This is a genomic window from Arthrobacter sp. 1088, assembly GCF_031455315.1.
GTDB lineage: Bacteria > Actinomycetota > Actinomycetes > Actinomycetales > Micrococcaceae > Arthrobacter.
The window spans coordinates 293,680-313,460 of record NZ_JAVDSM010000003.1; the positions used below are offsets into that span (position 1 = coordinate 293,680).

At 60.8% G+C, this 19,781-nt stretch carries 16 protein-coding genes; 6 read left to right on the top strand and 10 right to left on the bottom strand.

Annotated features, from left to right (window positions below; all coding sequences use genetic code 11):
• Positions 1-187: 187 nt before the first annotated feature.
• From J2Y41_RS06315 to J2Y41_RS06345, 7 genes are all read right to left on the bottom strand, one after another.
• Positions 188-1,198 carry an SIS domain-containing protein gene (locus J2Y41_RS06315; RefSeq protein WP_309927226.1) on the bottom strand — a complete coding sequence of 337 codons (1,011 nt, stop codon included), beginning with the start codon at positions 1,196-1,198 and terminating at the stop codon, positions 188-190.
• Between the two features lie 32 nt (positions 1,199-1,230).
• Complete coding sequence (locus tag J2Y41_RS06320) at positions 1,231-2,007, bottom strand: ATP-binding cassette domain-containing protein (RefSeq protein ID WP_309927228.1); 777 nt, start codon at positions 2,005-2,007, stop codon at positions 1,231-1,233.
• A gap of 9 nt (positions 2,008-2,016) precedes the next feature.
• Positions 2,017-3,234, bottom strand: a complete 1,218-nt coding sequence (locus J2Y41_RS06325; RefSeq protein ID WP_309927230.1) for an alanine racemase — start codon at positions 3,232-3,234, stop codon at positions 2,017-2,019.
• Between the two features lie 12 nt (positions 3,235-3,246).
• Positions 3,247-4,221, bottom strand: coding sequence for an ABC transporter permease (locus J2Y41_RS06330; RefSeq protein WP_309927232.1), 975 nt, complete (start codon positions 4,219-4,221; stop codon positions 3,247-3,249).
• The gene (locus tag J2Y41_RS06335; protein WP_309927234.1) at positions 4,218-5,204 is read right to left on the bottom strand and encodes an ROK family protein; all 987 of its coding nucleotides are present in this window, start codon (positions 5,202-5,204) and stop codon (positions 4,218-4,220) included. Before J2Y41_RS06335 ends, J2Y41_RS06330 begins: the two co-directional genes overlap by 4 nt.
• A complete protein-coding gene (locus J2Y41_RS06340; RefSeq protein ID WP_309927236.1) occupies positions 5,201-6,277 on the bottom strand; it encodes a hypothetical protein in 1,077 nt (358 codons plus the stop codon). Before J2Y41_RS06340 ends, J2Y41_RS06335 begins: the two co-directional genes overlap by 4 nt.
• Before the next feature lie 129 nt (positions 6,278-6,406).
• Positions 6,407-7,546: a substrate-binding domain-containing protein gene (locus J2Y41_RS06345; RefSeq protein WP_309927238.1), complete on the bottom strand. Its 1,140-nt coding sequence runs from the start codon at positions 7,544-7,546 to the stop codon at positions 6,407-6,409.
• A gap of 243 nt (positions 7,547-7,789) precedes the next feature.
• On the opposite strand from J2Y41_RS06345, the gene J2Y41_RS06350 reads away from it, so the two are divergent.
• On the top strand, positions 7,790-8,998 hold the full coding sequence (locus J2Y41_RS06350; protein WP_309927240.1) for an ROK family transcriptional regulator: 1,209 nt from the start codon (positions 7,790-7,792) through the stop codon (positions 8,996-8,998).
• A gap of 358 nt (positions 8,999-9,356) precedes the next feature.
• Here the strand turns inward: J2Y41_RS06350 and J2Y41_RS06355 are convergent, their stop codons facing one another.
• Positions 9,357-10,172, bottom strand: a complete 816-nt coding sequence (locus J2Y41_RS06355; RefSeq protein WP_309927453.1) for a transposase — start codon at positions 10,170-10,172, stop codon at positions 9,357-9,359.
• A 722-nt stretch (positions 10,173-10,894) separates the two neighbouring features.
• Positions 10,895-11,494 (bottom strand): IS30 family transposase, encoded by a 600-nt coding sequence (locus J2Y41_RS06360; RefSeq protein ID WP_309927241.1) that lies wholly within the window; start codon positions 11,492-11,494, stop codon positions 10,895-10,897.
• 303 nt (positions 11,495-11,797) lie between these two features.
• On the opposite strand from J2Y41_RS06360, the gene J2Y41_RS06365 reads away from it, so the two are divergent.
• The 5 genes from J2Y41_RS06365 to J2Y41_RS06385 all read left to right on the top strand — a co-directional run bounded on the left by J2Y41_RS06365 (position 11,798) and on the right by J2Y41_RS06385 (position 19,162).
• On the top strand, positions 11,798-13,132 hold the full coding sequence (locus J2Y41_RS06365) for a hypothetical protein (RefSeq protein WP_309927243.1): 1,335 nt from the start codon (positions 11,798-11,800) through the stop codon (positions 13,130-13,132).
• Positions 13,133-13,232: 100 nt separating this feature from the next.
• A complete protein-coding gene (locus tag J2Y41_RS06370; protein WP_309927245.1) occupies positions 13,233-13,916 on the top strand; it encodes an NPCBM/NEW2 domain-containing protein in 684 nt (227 codons plus the stop codon).
• Complete coding sequence (locus tag J2Y41_RS06375; protein ID WP_309927247.1) at positions 13,913-16,132, top strand: right-handed parallel beta-helix repeat-containing protein; 2,220 nt, start codon at positions 13,913-13,915, stop codon at positions 16,130-16,132. Before J2Y41_RS06370 ends, J2Y41_RS06375 begins: the two co-directional genes overlap by 4 nt.
• A gap of 352 nt (positions 16,133-16,484) precedes the next feature.
• Positions 16,485-17,126, top strand: a complete 642-nt coding sequence (locus tag J2Y41_RS06380) for a hypothetical protein (protein WP_309927249.1) — start codon at positions 16,485-16,487, stop codon at positions 17,124-17,126.
• A gap of 1,049 nt (positions 17,127-18,175) precedes the next feature.
• Positions 18,176-19,162, top strand: a complete 987-nt coding sequence (locus J2Y41_RS06385) for an EamA family transporter (protein ID WP_309927251.1) — start codon at positions 18,176-18,178, stop codon at positions 19,160-19,162.
• Positions 19,163-19,329: 167 nt separating this feature from the next.
• Here J2Y41_RS06385 and J2Y41_RS06390 read toward each other — a convergent pair whose 3' ends face one another.
• Positions 19,330-19,683 carry a hypothetical protein gene (locus J2Y41_RS06390; RefSeq protein ID WP_309927253.1) on the bottom strand — a complete coding sequence of 118 codons (354 nt, stop codon included), beginning with the start codon at positions 19,681-19,683 and terminating at the stop codon, positions 19,330-19,332.
• Positions 19,684-19,781: the final 98 nt, after the last annotated feature.

Below are 19,781 nucleotides of genomic sequence, written 5' to 3' on the forward strand. Positions count from 1 at the left end.
ACTCAATAAATGTAACGGGGGGAGTTGCCGGCGCTGCTGCGCATCCAGCCAATGCAGTCGTTGTTATAAGTGCCGCTGCAAGGAAAACTTTGTTGAGGGCTTTCAATAAGTGAGATCCTTCGATGGTCGGACGAACGCTTTCCGGCGTGATCGCGGCAGGCGGAGGCCTGCCGCGACCGGCATGTGGCTATACCGTTTTAGTGACTTTCTTTAGCCCTGCGGGCCGATCGGGGTCTATGCCGCGTGCAAGGGCCAGTTTCAGGGCCAGTTGCTGGAGTGGGATGATTTCGATGAGAGGAATGAGAGCGGGATCGATTCGCTTGGAAGCGTTACCCGCGGGGGTTTCAAGATCGATGACGGTGCCGCCCAGGGCGCGTGAGGCCTGCATGAAGCTATGTACGGATTCGCGTCCGCCTGGAGATGCTGTTAGGGCTATTACCGGCGTGCCTGGCACGACCTGGCCCATCGGTCCATGGGTAGCATCGGCTGCACTCCAGCCTGATGCTGCAATGGAGTTGGTCTCCATAAGCTTGAGTGCACCCTCTTTCGCCGTGGCCATTGAGTAGCCACGGCCAACGATGAGGATCCTCTCGGCGTTGGCGAGGACTTCTGTGAACTCCTCCGCGGGGCCTCGGTAGTCGGCTATGACGCCTGCAGCTACTTCTGCTGCTGCTTCTACCTTGTGGGCGATCTCCGCCCAGATGCCCCCACCGGCAAGGCTCAACGTCAAAAACAAGGTGAGCAGTTCGGCGGTGTAAGTTTTGGTGGCCGCGACAGATAGCTCAGGGCCAGCGCTCAGGCAAACATGAACATCAGCCAGGTCGGCGAGGGAACTGCCATTGCTGTTGGTCAATGCGATAACTGGGACGCCGTTGTTTTTCGCTGCGCTGACGGTATGCAGCAAGTCCGGTGACTCGCCGGATTGCGACACCGCTATGACCACCGAGTTGGGATACCGCAGCTGGGTTCCAAAAGCAGTCACGGTGCTTGGAGTTGAAAGCATAGCGGGGATTTTCAGAAGGTTGTGCGCTAGATATTGACCGTACATGGCGGCATGGTCGCTGGATCCGCGAGCAACGAATACCAGCAGTTCCGGTTGGGAGCGGCGCAGAAGCGCTGCTGCTGCGGTGATGTTGTTCTGCTGGTGGTCAACAAGATCCAGCCAGCGTGCAGGTTGCTCTGCGATTTCGGAGCGCATGTGTGCGCCGGGTTGCAGTCTGTCTCCAGTGATCACGATGCCAGCCCGGTGATCATGGCGACAAGCTCGTTGTGTGACGTATCTGCCAGTGTCCGCGTGGCCACCTGGGTTCCGCGCCGCAGGACTGTGACACGGTCAGCGATCCGGAAGACCTGGTCCATGTTGTGGCTCACGATGAGCACAGCGGCGCCGCGGGCCTTCAGTTTGAGGATTACCTCTTCGACTTTGGCCGTTTCGGCCACCCCGAGGGCCGCTGTGGGTTCGTCCATCAGCACCAGTCCGCTGGCCCAATGGGTGGCCCGGCAGATGGCTACGCCCTGGCGCTGGCCGCCGGAGAGATCACTCAGCGTCGCTTTCGCTGATGGAATACGGACATCGAGTGTGTCCACGAGCTCCTGGGTTTGCCTGGCCATGGCCTTGCGGTCCAGAAGCCGCAGGGGGCCCTTCGTCAGTTCCCGTCCAAGGAACATGTTCATGTAAACAGGCTGGTCCTCGACCAATGCAAGGTCCTGGTACACAACTTCGACGCCTTTAGCCCGTGCGTCGGAGGCGTCACGGAAGCTGACCTGCTCGCCGTTCAGCCATATCTCGCCCTCGGTGGGCTGATAAAGGCCTGAGATGATCTTGACAAGGGTGGATTTGCCCGCGCCGTTGTCGCCGACCAAGGCGACGATTTCGCCGGCCTGGACTTCCAGGTCGAAGGTCTTGATGGCCACGACACCGCCGAAGCTTTTATGGATGCCTTTCAAACGCAATGGCGGGGTGGATGTAGGAACAGTGGTTTCCGCTGCTGACGGCGTGAGTGTCATTGTGGTGTCCTATTCTGTGGGGGTCATAGCCGAGGCAAGGGTCAAGGGGGCGGAGCCGTCTGCGGCCCATACACCTTCGACGTGGGGTTTTCCGGCGGAGATTCCCGAGATGGCTGCGGTCAGTGCGCGGGTCACGAAGACCTGCGGCCGGAAACCGAAGATGACGGTGTCTCCTTCGGCGATATGTTTGTCAGCCGTCGGGATGGTGGCGTAGTAGTCGATGGCTTCCGCTGCGGGCATGTCGACGGGAAGCGCTGGCGCTGCGCTGACGTCGTCTCCGCGGCCGACAACGAGCGCCGGGGTGGTGCTCTTCCCCAGCACGGGGTCAACGTAGAAGCCTCCGCCAAAAACGTAAGCTTTGTTGTTCCACAGATGCGAGACTTCGGTGACGTAGGCGATGGCAGGTTCTTCGACGAGGTCCGTCACAGCGTGCAGGGGTGTTGTGCCGGTAAGACCATGACCTGGTTCGACCTGCGTTGCCCCGTCCCGTGCCAGGCCCTCCAAGACAGACACGGAGGTTGTCCCCGGGGCGTTGATCTGAAACCCAACCCGACCGGAGGCGGTCAGGAGCTTGGCGGCCCTCATCAGGGTTCCCCGGTTTGGTGTGGGCATGGCCGTGCCGGTGTCCGGGTCAAACAAGGTTGCCGGGAAGGTCGTAATGCCTCCGAAGCGAACGCCCGGAATCGAATCGATGAGGTCTGCAGCCGCCACAATTTGTTCTAGGGCGAAGCCGCCTTCGTGGCCGGTGTAGAACCTGTCACCGGGTGCCGCTACCCGCAGTAGAACGTCCTGCGTACGGCCGCGTTTGAGGGCCGCAGCACCAGCTTCCCGGGCCTTGGCTTCACTGAAGACGGTCCAGTACAAAGGTTCCAGGGAAGCGGCCTGGTCCGCCTCGTGCCGTGGAATCTGCACGAGGTGTCCGAGGTGCCCGATACGCAGGCCTCCGCTGGCGGCGGCAATGGCGCATTGAAGATCAACACCGACAGCATGCGTCAACCCCACCCGGACCAGGGCACGGGAGACGTCGGGATTCCTCCCGATCTGTTTGGTCATGGCGAAAGCTGTGAGTCCCAGCCGGGCTGCTTCGGAGGCGAAGGCCTTGGCATTGCGTTCCACGGCGTCGAGGTCGATGGCGTAGCAGTTTACGGGCAGCTCGCCAGCTGCATGAAGTTGGGCGACTGCACGGAGAAATTCCGGGTTGCGTCGTCGTAACAGGTCAAGGAACATCTGTCAGCCTTTCTAGCTCTTTTTGCCGCGCAGGGAGAAGGACACAGCGATGAGGATGATGATGCCGCGGACGATCATCTGTTGGGAGACGTTCAATCCGGCGAGGATGAGTCCGTTGTTGATCATGCTCATGAGGAGGCTTCCGATCAGGGCACCAACTACGGTGGCCTTGCCCCCGAAGAGACTGGTGCCGCCTACAATGACAGCTGCGATTACCGTCATTAGATCGGTTTCGCCGAGTGTGTAGCGGGCACCGTGGAGGCGTCCGGCGTAGAGAAGGCCTGCGAGGGCTGCAGTCATGGCGCTACCTACGAAGACCATCATTCGTACGCGGTTGACCTTGATGCCGCTGACCCGAGCGGCTGAGGCGCTGTTGCCGACGGCAAGTACATGCGCCCCGTATCGGCGTTGCCTCAGCAGGTGCCAGCCCACCAGAACGGCTGCAGCCGTCCACCACAGCATGATGGGGAGCCCCAGAAGGTCACCGCCGCCAAAAAGCCAGACAAAGGCCTTATCGGTGACCGGGACGGACTGGAGGTCAGTGAGCTGACGGGCCAGTCCTGCCAGAAGGCCCATGCTCGCAAGGGTAACCAGGAAGGATGGCAGCCTGATGACGGTGACAAAGAAGCCGTTGACCAGACCGACTGCCAGGCCGATCGCCAGTCCCGCCAGCGCAGCAATCCACCATTGTCCGGTGCCCTGAAGTACTACCGCTGTCGTGAGTGCAGAAAGGGCAACTGTCGATCCGACGGACAGGTCGATTTCTCCTGTTCCGAGGACGAAAACCATGCCGATCGCCATGACTGTGATGGGCGCAGCCTGGATCACGATATTGAACAGATTCGTTGAGTTGAGGAAGACGCTGCTCTGGGTCACTGCGAAGAACAGGAACACGATGGCGAAGCCGATGTAGACAACGTAGTTGTTCCACGCTACCCCCTTGACCTGATCCAGTAGTTTGGGTTTTTCGAGAGTTGGGATGCTCATCTTGCTTGTCCTTTCTGGGTAGTGTCCGGCCATGAGGCGCCGACACGTACGGGCACGGTAGAGGCCGTGCCTCCGGCTTGGAGGGCGAGTTGGAGGGCTCCGGCCAGTGGTGCCCGTTGTCCGAGTTCGCTTGTGTAGATGTTGAGGGAAGATCCATGGCGCTGCAGCCAAGTCCTGATGAAAGGCAACAACTCTTTCCTGCCGCCGATACCGCCTCCGATGACAAAGATCTCCGGATCGAGAACGGCATTGACCGCCACCAAGGCTGCTGCCAGCCAGCGGCTTTCGGTATCAAGGGCTTCGATGGCTGCCGCGTCGCCCTTTGTGGCAAGGGCGAATATTTCCGGGGTTGTAAGACGTCGGCCTGATGCTGCGAAATAGCGGGCGTCGAGACGGTCTCCGGCTACGACCTCCTCAAGCGGACCGCGAACATGGTTTTCCGGGGCGAGGGCGTCCGTTCCCATGGGTAGGTAGCCGATTTCCCCGGCCGCTCCGCTGGATCCCCTCACGAGCCGTCCATCTGCTATAATCCCCATCCCGATTCCGGTTCCGACTGAGACGAACACAAAGTCGGAATGACCCCTTCCGACTCCATAGTGGAGTTCCCCCAAGGCAGAGATGTTGACGTCGTTTTCCAAGACCACTGGATGTTTCAACCGCTCGGAAAGGGCCGGGCCGAGGGAGACGTTGCTCAGTGCCGAAAGATTCGGCGCTTGGGACAGGTGATTCCCTTCGCTGTCCGGTACGCCGGCGGCGCCAATCCCGGTCGCCAGGATCTGATCTGATGTGGCGCCAATGTCGGCGCAAAGTTCCTCCGCGAGCCTGGCAATCTGTTCCACAACGTCAATGCCACCGGCGCTGGTAGGCGTTCTTCTTTCCGCCAGGATCATTCCGCTGGAGTCGGCGATGCCGGCGCTGAGCTTCGTTCCGCCCAGGTCGACTCCGAGGACGTACCCGGGGTGCAAGTAAGTCGGGGCGCTCATGCGCTCTGTCCTTGAGTCAGAACCCGCAAGGGGTTTGCGCGCAGTATCTGATCCGCGTCCGTGGCAGAGAGCCCGTGTTCCATGGCCATGGGGATGAAGACAGCGCCCAGATAGTTGTATCCCCACTCACCATGAGTGGAGGGGTTCAAGTAAACCTCAGCACCCGTAAGGTCCTGGGAAAGGAAGATTTGTCCTGCATATCCGCGCGAGGTGAGCTTTGCGAGGTTCGCTGCTCTGTTGGCGTCGCCGCGGTAGTAGGCGCGCTTGGTGAATTCGCCTTCGTGCGGCTGCGCTGGCCCGGGTTCCAGAACGAAATCCCAAAATTCTTTGCCGATGGTGTCGAAGGCTATGTTGACTCCGGTGTCGAGGACGCGTAGTAGGTAGTCGAATTCGGGCTGGATGTCCATGTGCCCAATCACGACGCGGCTAAGGTCGGCGCCCTCCTCCTGAAGGATGGAGAGCTGTTCAAGGGCCATGGTCCCGTGAGTGGTGTGGGTTGTGAGAGCCACTCCGGTGGATTTGTGAGCCCGTGCTGCTGCTCGAAGACACTTCTCTTCGTGGGCTGTGATTTCGTTGAGCCCTGTGGCTTGCTCACCGAGGATGCCCGCCTTGACCGTTGTTGAACCGATGCCGGAGGTTACGTCCAGAATGAACCGCTCCGTCATTTCATTAACCGATGCTGCGGTGGTCCACTCTGGGCTGTAGGGCTCCAGATACACGGAGCTGCCGGCCACGATGTGGACCCCGGACTGCTTCGAGATCTCCTGCAGGATCGGCAGATTCTCACCGAAAGCGGACCTGCCCACGACGCTGTAAGGACTCAAATCAACGATTGTGTCGAATCCCAGCCTGCTCAGGCCGCTAAGGGCCCGGACTCCGTGGGCGACCTGATCACTGCAGTAGCTCTCGTCTGTGGGTTCGACAACCAACGCACGGGGATCGGCAAGCGTTTCTGGACGCCCACCGGAAAGCCAGGGCCCCGGGACCAGGGAGGTCAGATGTTCATGGTGGAGAATTTTGCCAAGATGGCCCGGGTCCACTGGCCCCAGCACGGTCTGCACAAATTGTGGCAAGTACGTTTCCTTCAGGAGGGTGCCCAGCGGGCACGGTTATCGAGAGGGTGGCAGGTGGTGCAGGAGCGTTCCTGCCCACCCGCCTGGTGCCAACAGCCGCTTAGCTGGTCGCGGTGCTGGCGAAAGAATTTACTTACCGGTGACGCTTTGCGGAGGCTCGACGCCGTAGTCGTCCTTCCATCCCTGGACAAGGTTGTCTTTGGTGACCTTGGTCGGCGTCGTGGCAACAAGCGCGGGGGCAGTCTTGCCCAGCACACCGTAGGCTGATGCAGTCGCCAGGCCCTTACCGAGGGAAATCGAGCTGTTTCCAACGAGTCCCACGGCGTTACCATCTCGCGCCATGTCCGCTGCGAGGGTTGCATCCAGGTCGTTGGTTACGACTTTGACGTCGGAACGACCGGCGTCCCGAAGAGCGGCGAGCACGCCTTGGGCAGCGGTGGCCCACGGGACATAGATGCCCTTGATGTTCGGGTTGCGAGCGATCATGGCTGCAGCAAGCTCTTGAGTTTTGGCTTCATCAGTGAACCCCACCTCAGCGACGATCTTTTCGCCCGGGTAGAGGAACTGGGTCCAGGACTTGAACGCTTTGTCGCGCTGGTTCGTGAACCAGAAATCAGCATCGTGATACATGTAGCCGATGTCGCCCTCACCACCCAGCGCATCCCCCAGGATCGTGGCGTTCATTTTCCCTGCGTCAGTAAGGGATTCAGTCACAATCGATACAAACTCGTTACCTGCGTGGTAGTTGGCCGGCGGTGTCGTCATAACAACGAGCTTTGTGCCCTTGTCCACGGCTGGTTTGAAGGTTGCTTCGGCAGAGACCGGATCGACGGCAATGGTCACGATGATGTCGGGTTTGAGAGCCAACACCGTTTGCAGGTTGTTCGCCTGGGTTGCAGCGTCGAAGTTGGCCTGTGTGCTGGCTACGACGTCGATGCCCAAGGCCGTGAACTCTTCCCGGGCGCCCTTTTCGACAGCAGAGACGAACTCAGACGAGGTGTGCCACACGAACGCAGCTTTGAACTTGCCGCTCTTGACCTTGGCTTTCTCATCGTCCGTCAGCACCAGATCCGTGATCTTGCCTGGCTTTTCACCATTGGGACCTGCAAACTCCAGGCTCGGCTCGGAGACCTGGGCGGCCGTGCTGGAGGAGTCACTTGGTGAACCGCCCTGGGCCGAGCACCCGGATAGAGTCAGCGCCAATGCGGACAGTCCAACAGCGAGCCAGCGTACGCCCTGGGCGCGTGCCGTAAACCTTGAAGATTTCATGAAGTTCCAGACCTTCCTTGAGCTTTGTCGTAGGGAAGCCGGCCGTCCAGTTGCCGGCTCCCGCCAACAGCATTGGGACGGAAGCGTCCTCGACTTGATACACATCAGTTTGATTTCAAGCTGCAATCAAAGTCAATGGTTAGGGTCAAAAAATTTCAAAAACGGCCCACGTTGGCCCGTTTTTGGAGGGCGTCCGGTATCTTTGGCTTCAAGATGATTTGAATTCCGGAAGGAGTTGGCTGCGTGCAGAGTCCCAAAGCCACGAACCGAAGCGCGGTACTTGCCGAAGTGCTCAGGGCTGCCCCGGCCAGTCGAAAGCAAGTCGCCGAGGCGACAGGTATCTCCTCGGCCACGGTCACCCGCGTGGTGGATCAACTCCTAGCCGAGGGCGTCCTACGTGAGGGATCGGAAATAGTCTCGGAAAACAGGGGCCGACGGGCAGTGCTGCTGGATCTGGTGGCAGACCGATCCTATGTGCTTGGCATCGACCTCGGCGCCTCGAACACCCGCTTCATCCTCGCCGACCTCAATGCCAGACCAGTTCTCGTCTGCGAAGTCCAAACACCATCAGACCTGGACACACTCAGACTGGCAGACTGGCTCGCCGGTGAGGTGCGCAGCGCCTGCGGAAAAAAGTGGCCACTGGTGGATTCCATTTGCATGGGACTTCCGGGTGCTGTCAGCCGCGTTGATGGCTCTGTCTCCAACGCGACCCATTTGCCCCAAGTCGACGGGACCGTGTTCCTCGAAGCATTTGAGGGCACGGTACAACTGAAATTACTAACTGACAACGATGCGAACCTGGCTCTGCTAGGGGAACAACGCTTTGGTGCTGCCCGCACGTCACCCACCGCAGCCATGCTGACCCTGGGGACGGGCCTTGGTGCCGGGCTCGCGATCGATGGCAACGTCCTCAAGGGTTCCCACGGACTCATCGGCGAGTTCGGTCAGCTGCCCATTGGCCCACTTGGCGGGAGACTCGAACATATGGTCACCGGCCCCGGCATATTGCAGCGTGCACACGAAGCCGGACTGCCGCTGAATACACCAGCTGACCTATTCGCCGAAAACGCCGGGCACCTCCATTCCCTGCGCGCACACTTTGACCACGCGCTTATGATCGTCCTCACCGCGATTTCGGTGTCGTGTGACCCTGAGACAATTGTCCTTGGAGGCGGAATTGCGAAGTCGCTGACTACCAGTCTTAGCCGATACCAAGCCACCTTGGAGCGAAACCTTCGCGTCTCTCCCACGCTCGTTCCAGCTGAGCTTGGAGACTTTTCGGGGGCAGCAGGAGCCGTCGTTTCTAGCCTGCGTGCCATCTACGCCGACTTGGGAATTCAGCCGGAATTTCTCGCCGATCTGCCGGCAACCCAGGCCCTGACGCCGAGCAGCATAGGCAAAGCCCGTATGATTTCACCTCAAAAAAACGTTCATCTTGGTTCGATATAGGCCAGGGTCAGTGAACCCGCACTCTTGTCTTTGCTGAGTCCGTTCAGCGAGGACTCGTTGAACTCTTCCGCCCATGGGTGACCGGCTGTGCTGGGCGTAAGCTGGCGCCCCAGCTCACGCCTTATCCGCATCGACAAAACGTAGAGCGGCCGACGCAACTGCCCGTCAACCCGCAGTAGGCCGCTCCCGCGGCTTGTTCGCCTTAAGAGAGGACTAGTGCACGGTTTGCAGTCCTCTTACTTTGTTGTCGACTCTTCTTTGCGGCACGGCTCATACTGCCCAGCGGGAAGTCTGGGGAGTACCTGGTGCGGGGTAAAATTCGGGTTATAGGACAAAACGTGTGTAAATCCCGGGTGTGTCATGTGCGTCCGGCCCAGCCTTTGCGGTCCCAGAGGCCTTCCTCGGCGCTGAGTCCGGTGCTGTAGAGCTCGGGCCCGGGTTCCTGCTCGATCGGGGTCCTGGTTTCGGTCTTGGCCGGGTGGTGGTGCTGGGCTTTGATGAGTTTCGCCGGTGGCAGGGGCTGTTCGCTGTGGAGGTAGAGGTACCACTCGATCGCCCGTTTGCGGTGCTCTTCGCTCATGCCCCGGTGGGCCCGCAGCAGTAACCGGAGTTGGGCGTTGGTGCCGCCTTCAATGCGGTTGGTGGTCGAGGCGATCTGGAGGCCGGCGAACTCGGCGCGCAGGTAGGTGAACAGTGTCCCGGCCTGGCTGAGCCGTTCCAACAGCCGGTAGGCCTTACGGAGCCTGTCGTGGGTGTACCACCAGGTTTGATTCGCCCTGACCCACCCGGGCACAACGGCGCTGCCGTTGCGATAGGTGCGGGCTTTGACCAGGTTCCCGTAGCTCTGGTGCCAGTCATGGAGCCCGCCCAGCCACGCGGCGGCTTCGGCCGCGGTGGTGATCCTCGTTAGGGCGCGCCCGAGCCGCAGCAACGCCTTGCCCGCCTCAGTCTTGGGCCGGCCGGTCAGGTAGGTGCGGACGTTGCGTTGGACGTGGACCAGGCACCGCTGAACCGCGGTCTCACTCCAGCACTCGGACAGGGCCGCTGCGATGCCGGAGCCACCATCGGTGACCACGACGGTGGGGGCGGGGAACCGTGCGAGCAGGGCAGCCCACGCGGCCTTCTTGTCGGTATCGCACCACTTGCCAACCCAGCACGTAATCCCCTGCCACAGCGATCAAACAGCACCGCGAGCCCACATAAATCCCGTCGACCTGGACCTGGTCATGGACCTCGCCCGTGGCCGGAATCTTCGGGGCGATGTTCCAGCACCACCCTGTTCGGCGCCGGAAGGAACGGGCGGTGCCGAACGAGGTTGCCGCGGACTGATTCGACGTGCCCAGCAGCCAGCCCAGGAACGCATCCAATTCAGCCCGGCGGCTCACATCGGGACGTTCACCCGAGCGGCTCGCCCCGCACTCCAGGCACCGGTACCGCTGCTTCCCGGCAGCTGTTTTCCCGTTCCGAACCAGCCCGCGACCACAAATCAAACACTCCGGAGATATGCAAGCACCCCAGCCACCCTAAGCTTCAAAAGCTTAGCTAACCCGGATTTCCCCCGCGATCACTGGAATGCAAGCCCCTCCCATACACACGTTTTGTCCTATAACCCTAAAATTCGTAAGACCGCTGCTTGGCATGCCCAGGACTATTTTCGGGGCATTTGCTTTCGGTATGAAGCCGTCGCGGGACCAAGTTCAGCCAGTGATTATCGGGCGGCATCAGTCGCCGCCGTGCGGTGGAATCTGAAACAGTCCGTTGCGCTGGACCAATCGAGAACTGCCCGCGGCCGGCTGTTGATCTGATCGGCGGCGAAATCGACCTCCTCCGGCCCTACGGCGCTCAGGTCCTCTCCCTTTTGGAAATACTGGCGGAGCAATCCGTTCGTATTCTCATTCAATGCACGTTGCCATGGGCTGGCTGGATCACAGAAGTACACACCTGGATCCCCAACGCCGAGGTCACTTCTGCATGCTTGGCCATCTCGGACCCACGGTCCCATGTCAGCGTCCTCCGCATGCTTGCCGGCAAAGCCGCAAGAGCCTCGATGAGTTGGTCCCGCATGTTCTCTGATCGACTTTCCGGCCGGAGCGTGAACGCGATCAAAAAGCGTGATGTACGTTCTACCAACGTGACAATCGCTGATCTATTGGCCTTGCCCATGATGAGATCGCCCTCCCAGTGGCCGACCTCCTCCCGCCCGGCAATATGAGCCGGACGATCCCCGTTCTTCAGGGCATCCGTGATGTATTGGCGCGACTTCACTTTCGTTCTCGATCGGGGCCGTCGACTGAACTTTCCGGAACGCAACAGTCGAGCCGAGCCTGACGGCATGGGACGAATACTCAGGACCATCTTGAACCGGGGCTTCTTCCAGCCGCCAAGGCCATCACCGGGATACACCCAGAGATCGCCTGCTGTGTCACGGGCCAGTACGTCGTGAAAGTAGCTCGTATTGATGCTGACGTAATCCCAGTTGTTGTTGGGGACGTTCATAGCCCGCGTGGCTTGCGCCGGAACCGCTGCGAGCCCCAGAAAAAAGACCGCAACCATGGCCACAGCTGTACCAAGGAAAAGCCCGTGTCGCCGGCTTCCAACCCGTCGGGATGAATGAGTAGTGCGCCGTGCATTAGTAGTCGACCCTGATCGGAACATCACTGTTACCCCCATTAGCAACATAGCCATCACGCGATGGACCGGAGCTTAGCCGGATCGCCGAAGTTTTGTTAGGGGCTGGCGGAAAGCCCTGTCATCCTAGAGACATTCAGGTTTCACCGGTCGGGACGGAATCGAGGGGCTATGAAGCGGGTCCGCTACTTCACAGCGGCAGCAGCGGTTGCCGTCCTGCTACTCACCGGATGCACGGCCACAGCGGACCCCAGCTCACCGCCGTCGGGCGCGTCAGCAACCCCTACGGGCGCTGCCTCATCGACAGGCTCGCCATCCGCAACGCCTCCGGCGGCGCTGGCAAAGCTCGCCAGGATTCCCTGGGACGGTGGACCTGATTTCTACAAGAAGTTCAGCAAGGCCGACGCCGCAGGGTGGGATGACCCGGGCTTCTTCCCCATCGGAGTCTGGTATGCATCCGCGAACGGCGAGCAGATGCAGTTCGACAAAGCGCATGGCATCAACTTCTACGTCCAATTCAACCCTGACACTGACTATTCGCTGTTCGACCAGCACGGCATGTTCTCGCTGATGAAAACGAAAAACGCACCCGATAACTGGGCCCAGCTTCCGGGCAACTACATCGACGACGAGGTAGATGGCCGGTTCGGTTGGGATGAGGGCGTGGTGCACATGAACCAGACCATCAAAGAGCTGAAGTCCAAGGAGGAGGGCCGGTTTACCTACGCCAACTGGACCCCATCCCTCATCAGCTACGACGCGCCCATGGACATCACCAAGCGGTACTGGGAGACCGTGGACGTGTCCTCGACGTCCAACTATTACTACGCAGGTGCCTGCCGCGATTGGCGGCTGCGCACACCGCAGGGATACAACCCGACGACGACGGCCACCTGCCAGACGTCGTCCGCGTACGCGAAAGCCATGCAGGTCATGCAGGAGGTCAACGCAGCGAGGGGTGTGTACTCGCCCATCTGGATGGTCCCGACCGTGCTTAGCCCGGAAGGGGAGCACGACCTGTCCGACCAGATGACGCCGGACAGGGTGAAGGCGCAGGTGTGGGCGATGCTCATCCACGAGTCGCGCGGCATTGTGTGGTTTACGCAGTCGCCCGGCGGCGGGGCCGATAACCCGTGCATGTCCGGAGATGCGCTGGCCGATGTCCGCATTCACAACACCGCCTGCTCCCGGGACCAAGTGCAGGCCATGGGTGAGATCAACGCAGAAGTGAAGGCCTTGGCACCCGTTCTGAACACGCAAAGCTATGTATGGAACTTCGGCGACGGGTTGGACACCATGCTGAAAAGCTACAACGGCGACGCCTACATTTTCGCGATGACGCAGGACGCGCTGACCGGGCAGCGGACCTTCACCCTGCCAACGGGTGTCACTCCCAAGACGGTTGAGGTTGTGAACGAGAACCGCACCATCGCCGTGAAAGACGGGAAGTTCACGGATGATTTTCCCGTTGAATCCACGCATCACGTCTACAAGGTGAGGCTGTAGGGGCGCTGCGCCCGCCTGTTCAGTCCTGTGCATTTCGTTGCCCTTCGCAGTGCAACCGCAAGAAACTCCTTGAGGAAACCCACTCAATGAGGAGCCTCACTTGCACCCACGAACCTTGGCCCGAAGTCTGGCCGCAACCACCGCATCCGCAGCGCTCATCGCTGCCACGCTGGTAGCCGCCGGAGTCGCAGCCAGTCCCGCAGCAACCGCAGCCGAACTGCCTCCGCCACCCACCGGCGTCGTGTATGCCAGTGACGTTCCATGGTCCAGCATGACGAACGGTTGGGGGCCGGCCGAACTGGACATGAGCAACGGCGGGCAAGCGCTCGCGGACGCCAATCGCGCGCCGCTGACGATTGGCGGCACCGTGTATGCGAAGGGCCTTGGCACCCACGCGGCGTCTTCCATTACGTATAACCTCGGCTGGCAGTGCCGCCAGTTCCTCGCCCAGGTGGGTGTGGACGATACCCAGGGTGACCGCGGCCGGGTGGACTTCAAGGTCCTGGTGGATGGACTGGAGCGTTTCGCGGGGGAGCGGAGGGGAACGGACGGAGCCCTGCCCGTCAACGTGGATCTGAGGGGCGGCACCACGCTGCAGCTGAAGGTGGAGGCAGGCCCGGAAGGGAACGGCAACGACCACGCCGACTGGCTGATGCCAGGATCAACTGCTCCGACGGGTTCCTCGCCGCGCCGCTGCGTATGGAGGGCTCAGCCGGGACGAACCTCAACTCGCTGGTCCCGGGGACCCCGGCTACCGTCGTCGTGCGTGACCTTCAGCCGTTGAGCCCCGTCAGTCTCAGCCTCCGGGGCGAAAACGTGGCCGACGCCGTTGCTGACGCTACCGGCGTTGCAACCATCACCTTCGTGGCGCCTGCTGGAGCCGCAGGCGGGACGACGGAGCTCGTCGCCAACGGCACTGGCCCCTTCGACGTGGCGACCACCGGCAGGGTCGGCGCGTTGATCGTGCAGATCAGCGACGCGAAGTTCTATGTGGACTGCTCGGCGGCCACTCCCGGTGACGGCAGCCAGGCCAGCCCGTTCAACTCCATCGCCCAGGTCAACGGCCACGGCGCGTTCAACGCCGGCGAATCTGTCCTCTTCCGGGCCGGCACGGACTGCACCGGAGCGCTCACGCCCGCGGGTACCGGCGTCGCGGACCACCCGATCACACTGTCCACTTATGGCGACGGCGGCAAACCCACCATCAACGGCAACGGCGCGGTGGCGGCCATTCAGATCACCAATGCCAGCCACTGGACGGTCAGCGGACTGCATGTGGTGAACCCGTCGGACACGCCGGTGCGCAGGGTGGGCATCCTCTTTGAGAACAGCGGAACGGCACAGACCGCCGGAATCGTCGTCACCGGAAACCATGTGGAAGACGTGGCCGGCTGGCGCAACAAGGCCACCAACGGCGCTGGGTTCGCCCAGTCTGCCGGCATTATGGTGCGCACCTGGGGCAAGGGCTCGGTGGACGGCATCACCATCACTGACAACGAGGTGAACGATGCCGCCGGCGGTGGCGTGAAGATCTCCGCCCCGGACACCACCGAGCGCTACAACACCAAGGTCTACGTAGCGCGCAACAACATCCACGACGTGGGCGGCGACGCGATCGTGATCCACAACTCCGACGCACCGCTCATCGAGTACAACAGCGGACTCAACCTCGGCCAAGGCGCCCACCCCTATGAAGGCGGCAACTTCGCCGGCATGTGGCCGTACAACTCCAAGAACCCCGTATTCCAATTCAACGTTGTGGGCAACAGCAGCACCTCTGTGTACGATTCCACGGCCTGGGACTGCGACATGAAGATCGTGGGAACTTGCCTCTTCCAGTACAACTACTCGTACGGGAACGCGGGCGGCTTCTACCTGAATTGCGTCTCGAATTGCGGCGGTGGGGCCACCGCGGCGAACGTGGTGCTGCGGTACAACATCGCCCAGGACGACTGCCGGTTGGGCGGCAGCAGCAGCGGCACGGGCAAGCATTACATCTACAACAACACCTTCTACTGCCCGTCGCGCGTCTTCCTGGACGACATGACCGGCCCGCGCGAGGTCCGCAACAACCTCTTTGTGGTGCCCGGCGGTAGTTTGAAAACCGCGTCGGCTGTGTATGCGAACAACGCGTACTTTGGTGGCATATTGCCGCCCGCTGGTGAGACGGGTTCGGTGCTGGGGGATCCTCGGTTGGTTGCTGGCGGGAGCGGTCAGACCTCACTATCTGTTCCGGGGTATCGGCTGCTTTCCGGGTCGCCTTTGCTGGGTGCCGGTCTTCGGATTAACGACGACGGCGGCAGGGACTTCTTCGGTAACCCCACCTCTGGTGCCGGGTCTGTTGGGGCACCGAACATCGGTGCTTACCAGGGACCTGGGGTTGCGCCCGCCGCGCTGCCTTTCGGTTCTTTGGTGAACCAGACGTCGGTGGCGAATGCGGCCAATCCGCGGAATGGGGCTGTTACGTCTGATCGGCGAACGTTCTCGGAGGAGGCGTTGGCTGCGGCTGGGCTCGTCTCGGGCGAACGGTATTCGGCATTTGGGGTGTCATCCGTTTGGCATCCTACGGCGGTGGGGACGCCGGATACGTTGAAGGCTGCCGGGCAGGAAGTTGCTGTTTCGGGCAAGGGGCGGACGTTGCTGGTGACAGGGTTCTCCACGGGGAACGTGTCCTCGGGTGTCGCGACGGTTCATTTCACGAATGGGCAGAAGCGTGACGTGGTTCTGTCGTTGCCGAACTGGCTCTCGGGAGTCCCCTCGGATACGAGCGTGGTTGTTGCTACGTCGGCCTATCACCAGCGGCACACGCAGGCCTACATCGGTGGGCCATCGACGGTTGTGCGGGTTGATGAGCCGGCTCGGGTGTTTGCCACGAAGATCGACCTCCCGCCGGCGTTCTGGGTGTCTAGCGTGACGCTGCCGCAGGGGAGTGCGCTGGTGGATGAGGGGCTGAACATCATGGATATCGCGGTGGGGAATCTGCCGGTCGGGTTGGGGTGAGGTTAGCGGAATAGGGAGATGGGGACCCGCTCAGTGTCGGGCCCCCACAGTTCCTCACAATGAAGATCCGGTGGCACCTCTGCTAGGAGTTCCTAACCCCTAGATGCAATCAGTCACCACTCATTTTTCCCTGTTCAGCACCTAGATTTGCCCTGGATCACCACCTAGTTTGAGCCTTTGGAATTTGTGCAAATATTTGCGACTGCAGTCTGAGTGAGTCAACGCAGCTTCTTTTTCACTTGGAGTCGTAATGAATACAGATCAACGTAGCCCCGAGAACCGAGTTCACGTCATTGGGCCCAGGCGGGCATTTTCCACGCGGCAGAGGCTCCTAAGAGGAGCTGCAGTTCTGTTGGCAACAGCAACGTTTCTTGCAGCAGTTCCGCTAGCAGCCAATGCCGCGCCCCGGAGTTCCGAAAAGTCGCATGACAACATGGCTGTGAGCTCTTCCGCGCTGGTTCTCAATCCCGACAAGGCCGCCTCCGAGGTGCTGCAAAAAGCCATCGAGGAGGCCAGGGCTCAGGATCCGGCTGGATTCAACCTGCGTCTCAGCTTGATCACGTCTTCCAAAGCCGTGACGAAGTATTTGGCGAGTTTTGGAGGGCTTGATTGGACCACCCAGGTCAACGGACTGGCCGCATCCATGCCAACGGATGCTCTGACCGGGATGGTCGATCTGATGGAAAAGAAGATCGTTGAGTACAAGGTCCGGCCTGCATCGACATCCAGCAATTGGGTAACGATGACGGTTCATAAGGACTTGATGGCGTCGTATCTGGGCACTTCAAGTGAGTCCACCAATCCAGGAGAGCTTACGACGTTCGGGTGGGGCTCGCTGCCTCAATGTCCGTCCGCTTGGGCTGCGTTCTGGGCTTGGTTCGCTTTCAATACGGCCTTCTGCGGTCCATTTGCTGCATATCCTCCAGCGGCAGTTGCTTGCGCTCTCGGACTTGGCTTGGCCGGCATGATCGTCGATTTCAACAGGGGATGCTGACGGGCGTTTGGTATGAGTAAGTCCAGGCAGTATTTTCTTTCGCTATCCGTGACCCTGGGCGCCTGCGTAGTCGCCGTGGGACTGGTTCCTGAACCCGCGGTCTTCATAGTTGGCCTCCTGGTTATGGGACTCCTCATAGGGATCACCGTGTACTACAAACAGTGGCAATGGACTCGTATCAAAGCTGGGGAGGCTAGGTCGCCAGGTCTTGGGGTGGCGTGTGTAACCGCTATGACCGTTGCGCTTCTTCTTAGAGGCACTGGTTGGAGTCCTGTTCTTGTACCTGCCTTCAGCGTTGCGGTCAGTGGCGGCATGTTCCTGTGGCTGGAGGCCAAAGGGGGTTACCTGGACCCCGAGCAGCAGTGATGGAATGCGGCCAGTCCTGGAAAAGCTGCCGCCTGGTTGCGGTGATGTTGCTTCGTAGCTGAAGAGGGACGTGGGACCCGAACGAGCGGGTCCCACCTCCCGTGAAGCTAACCTGGCGGGTCACACCAAACCGTTTATGACGTTCCAGCCTTCGCCGACGTGTTTCCTGGGCTCCAGATGGCTGCAGATACCGGGTAGAGCTGGTGACAGGTTTCTCCACGGGGAACGTGTCCTCGGGGGTCGCGACGGTTCACTTCTCCAACGGGCAGAAGCGTGACGTGGTTCTGTCGTTGCCGAACTGGCTCTCCGGAGTCCCCTCTGATACCAGCTTTGTGGTGGCTTCTTCGGCTTACCACCAGCGGCACACACACAGGCTTACGTCGGCGGACCCTCGACCGTTGTACGGGTGGATGAGCCGGCTCGGGTGTTTGCCACGAAGATCGATATCCCGCCGGCATTCGAGGTGGCGAGCGTGACGCTGCCGCAGAGGAGTGCACTTGTGGATGAGGGACTGAACATCATGGATATTGCTGTTGGGAATTTGTCGGTGGGGTTGGGGTGATGCTTGCCGGCTGTTTGGCTTAGGAAAGGTGTCGGACCCGCTTGGAGAAGCGGGTCCCACTCTGCTTTGTGCCTAACTTGGCCCGCCGTCGTTGTTTGATAGCAGGAACTTGCTCGCGCCGATGGTTTGGGGTTCCACCTATCTGGTGACCACGCAGTTCCTCCCAGCCGACCGACCGCTCCTGGCCGCAACTGTGAGGGCCCTGCCGGCGGGCATTGTGCTCATGCTCATCACGCAAACGTGGCCGCGGGTAACCTGGTGGTTCAAGGCCACGGCGCTGGGCGCACTTAACATCGGGCTGTTCTTCTTCCTCCTGTTCTTCACCGCGTACCAGCTTCCGGGTGGGTTGGCGGCCTTGGTCGGGTCGATTCAGCCCCTGTTCGTGCTGCTCCTTGGAGTGCCGCTGCTGGGGGAGAGGATCCGTAGGACGCACGTGGTTGCCTGCGCTGTTGGAGCCGCCGGAGTCGGGTTGCTCGTCCTGCGCACCGACGCGACGCTGACCGTGATTGGTGTGCTTGCCGGGATAGCGGCCGCGCTGAGCATGGCTGCCGGCATCGTCCTCACTAAACGTTTGGGGGAGGCCGACGGCGTGGGGCTGCTTGGGTTCACCGGGATGCAGCTTGCTATGGGCGGAGTGATGCTCCTTCCGGTGACGATGCTGATTGAAGGACCACCGGGATCGGTTTCTGCATCTAATCTTGGGGGCTTCGCCTACCTCAGCCTCATCGGAGCGTTGTTCGCCTATGCCGTGTGGTTTCGGGGGATCCAACGGCTGCCGACGATGGTGGTCTCATTCCTGGGATTCCTGAGCCCGCTGGTGGCTACCGTGCTTGGGTTCGTGTTTCTGGGGGAGGCGCTGTCGGGGTGGCAGGTGGTGGGTGTGGTGCTGGTGCTGGCGTCGGTGTTTTTGGTGCAGGACCGGACACGGAGACCTCGAGGTGCTGATACGAAAGCCCGTTCACGTCAGCCTTCGATCGAAGTACGTGAGGTGCGCTCCCTGGGCGTGACGACGAAACCAGCGGTCGGAGCGATTGCCATCGACGGCGGTGGTAGTGCCGGTCATGCCCCGCCGTTCAGCATCAATTGCCCTAGGCGCCTTTGTTATTGAGGCCGCAGAGCCGGGCCTGAAGTCGAGCGTTCACGCGGCACAGACTAAGGACCACTATGACGCGGAAAGGTGTGGAACCCGTCGAAGGTCCCACACCTTTCTTGGTTTTCACGACAGCAGGCAACGCTTCTCGTGTAAGACGTACCGCAGTGTCACTGCAGCAAGCATCACTTGGTTACGTGGACCACGACAGCCTTGCTCGTTGCTTGTTCCAAACCCGGGTTGTCGATGCCGGTGACGGTCCAGTTGCTGAGCAGTAGAACAGTCTTGCCCGTGTCCGAATTGAAGACGACTTTCTGGAAGCCAAGAGCTTTCAGGTCATCGTCGAGAGCTTCGGCGTTCAATCCGGTCACGTTGGCAGGGATTACGGCAGTCGCCGGGGCCGCGGCGATGGTTGGAATTGCTGCGGCCGAAGCAACTGCAGGGGCAGGCGCCGGCGCTGCCGTCACGGTCTCAGCCACCGTTGGTGTGGCTGCCGGCGTTCCTGCGCAGCCAGCCAACGCCAGGCAAGACAAAGCCACTACGAAGACCGACTTCTTCAAAATTTCCCGATTTCGATTCCGCCGGATCCATGCCGTCGCCCCCATTTCGCTTGCTGATTGCGAACACCTAGAAAGTG

Bases quoted from the DNA above. Each gene is read 5' to 3' on its own strand.
- J2Y41_RS06315 (WP_309927226.1), bottom strand. From the start codon at position 1,198: ATGCGCTCCGAAATCGCAGAGCAACCTGCACGCTGGCTGGATCTTGTT.
- J2Y41_RS06320 (WP_309927228.1), bottom strand. From the start codon at position 2,007: ATGACACTCACGCCGTCAGCAGCGGAAACCACTGTTCCTACATCCACC.
- J2Y41_RS06325 (WP_309927230.1), bottom strand. From the start codon at position 3,234: ATGTTCCTTGACCTGTTACGACGACGCAACCCGGAATTTCTCCGTGCA.
- J2Y41_RS06330 (WP_309927232.1), bottom strand. From the start codon at position 4,221: ATGAGCATCCCAACTCTCGAAAAACCCAAACTACTGGATCAGGTCAAG.
- J2Y41_RS06335 (WP_309927234.1), bottom strand. From the start codon at position 5,204: ATGAGCGCCCCGACTTACTTGCACCCCGGGTACGTCCTCGGAGTCGAC.
- J2Y41_RS06345 (WP_309927238.1), bottom strand. From the start codon at position 7,546: ATGAAATCTTCAAGGTTTACGGCACGCGCCCAGGGCGTACGCTGGCTC.
- J2Y41_RS06360 (WP_309927241.1), bottom strand. From the start codon at position 11,494: ATGAACGTCCCCAACAACAACTGGGATTACGTCAGCATCAATACGAGC.
- J2Y41_RS06365 (WP_309927243.1), top strand. From the start codon at position 11,798: ATGAAGCGGGTCCGCTACTTCACAGCGGCAGCAGCGGTTGCCGTCCTG.
- J2Y41_RS06385 (WP_309927251.1), top strand. From the start codon at position 18,176: ATGGTTTGGGGTTCCACCTATCTGGTGACCACGCAGTTCCTCCCAGCC.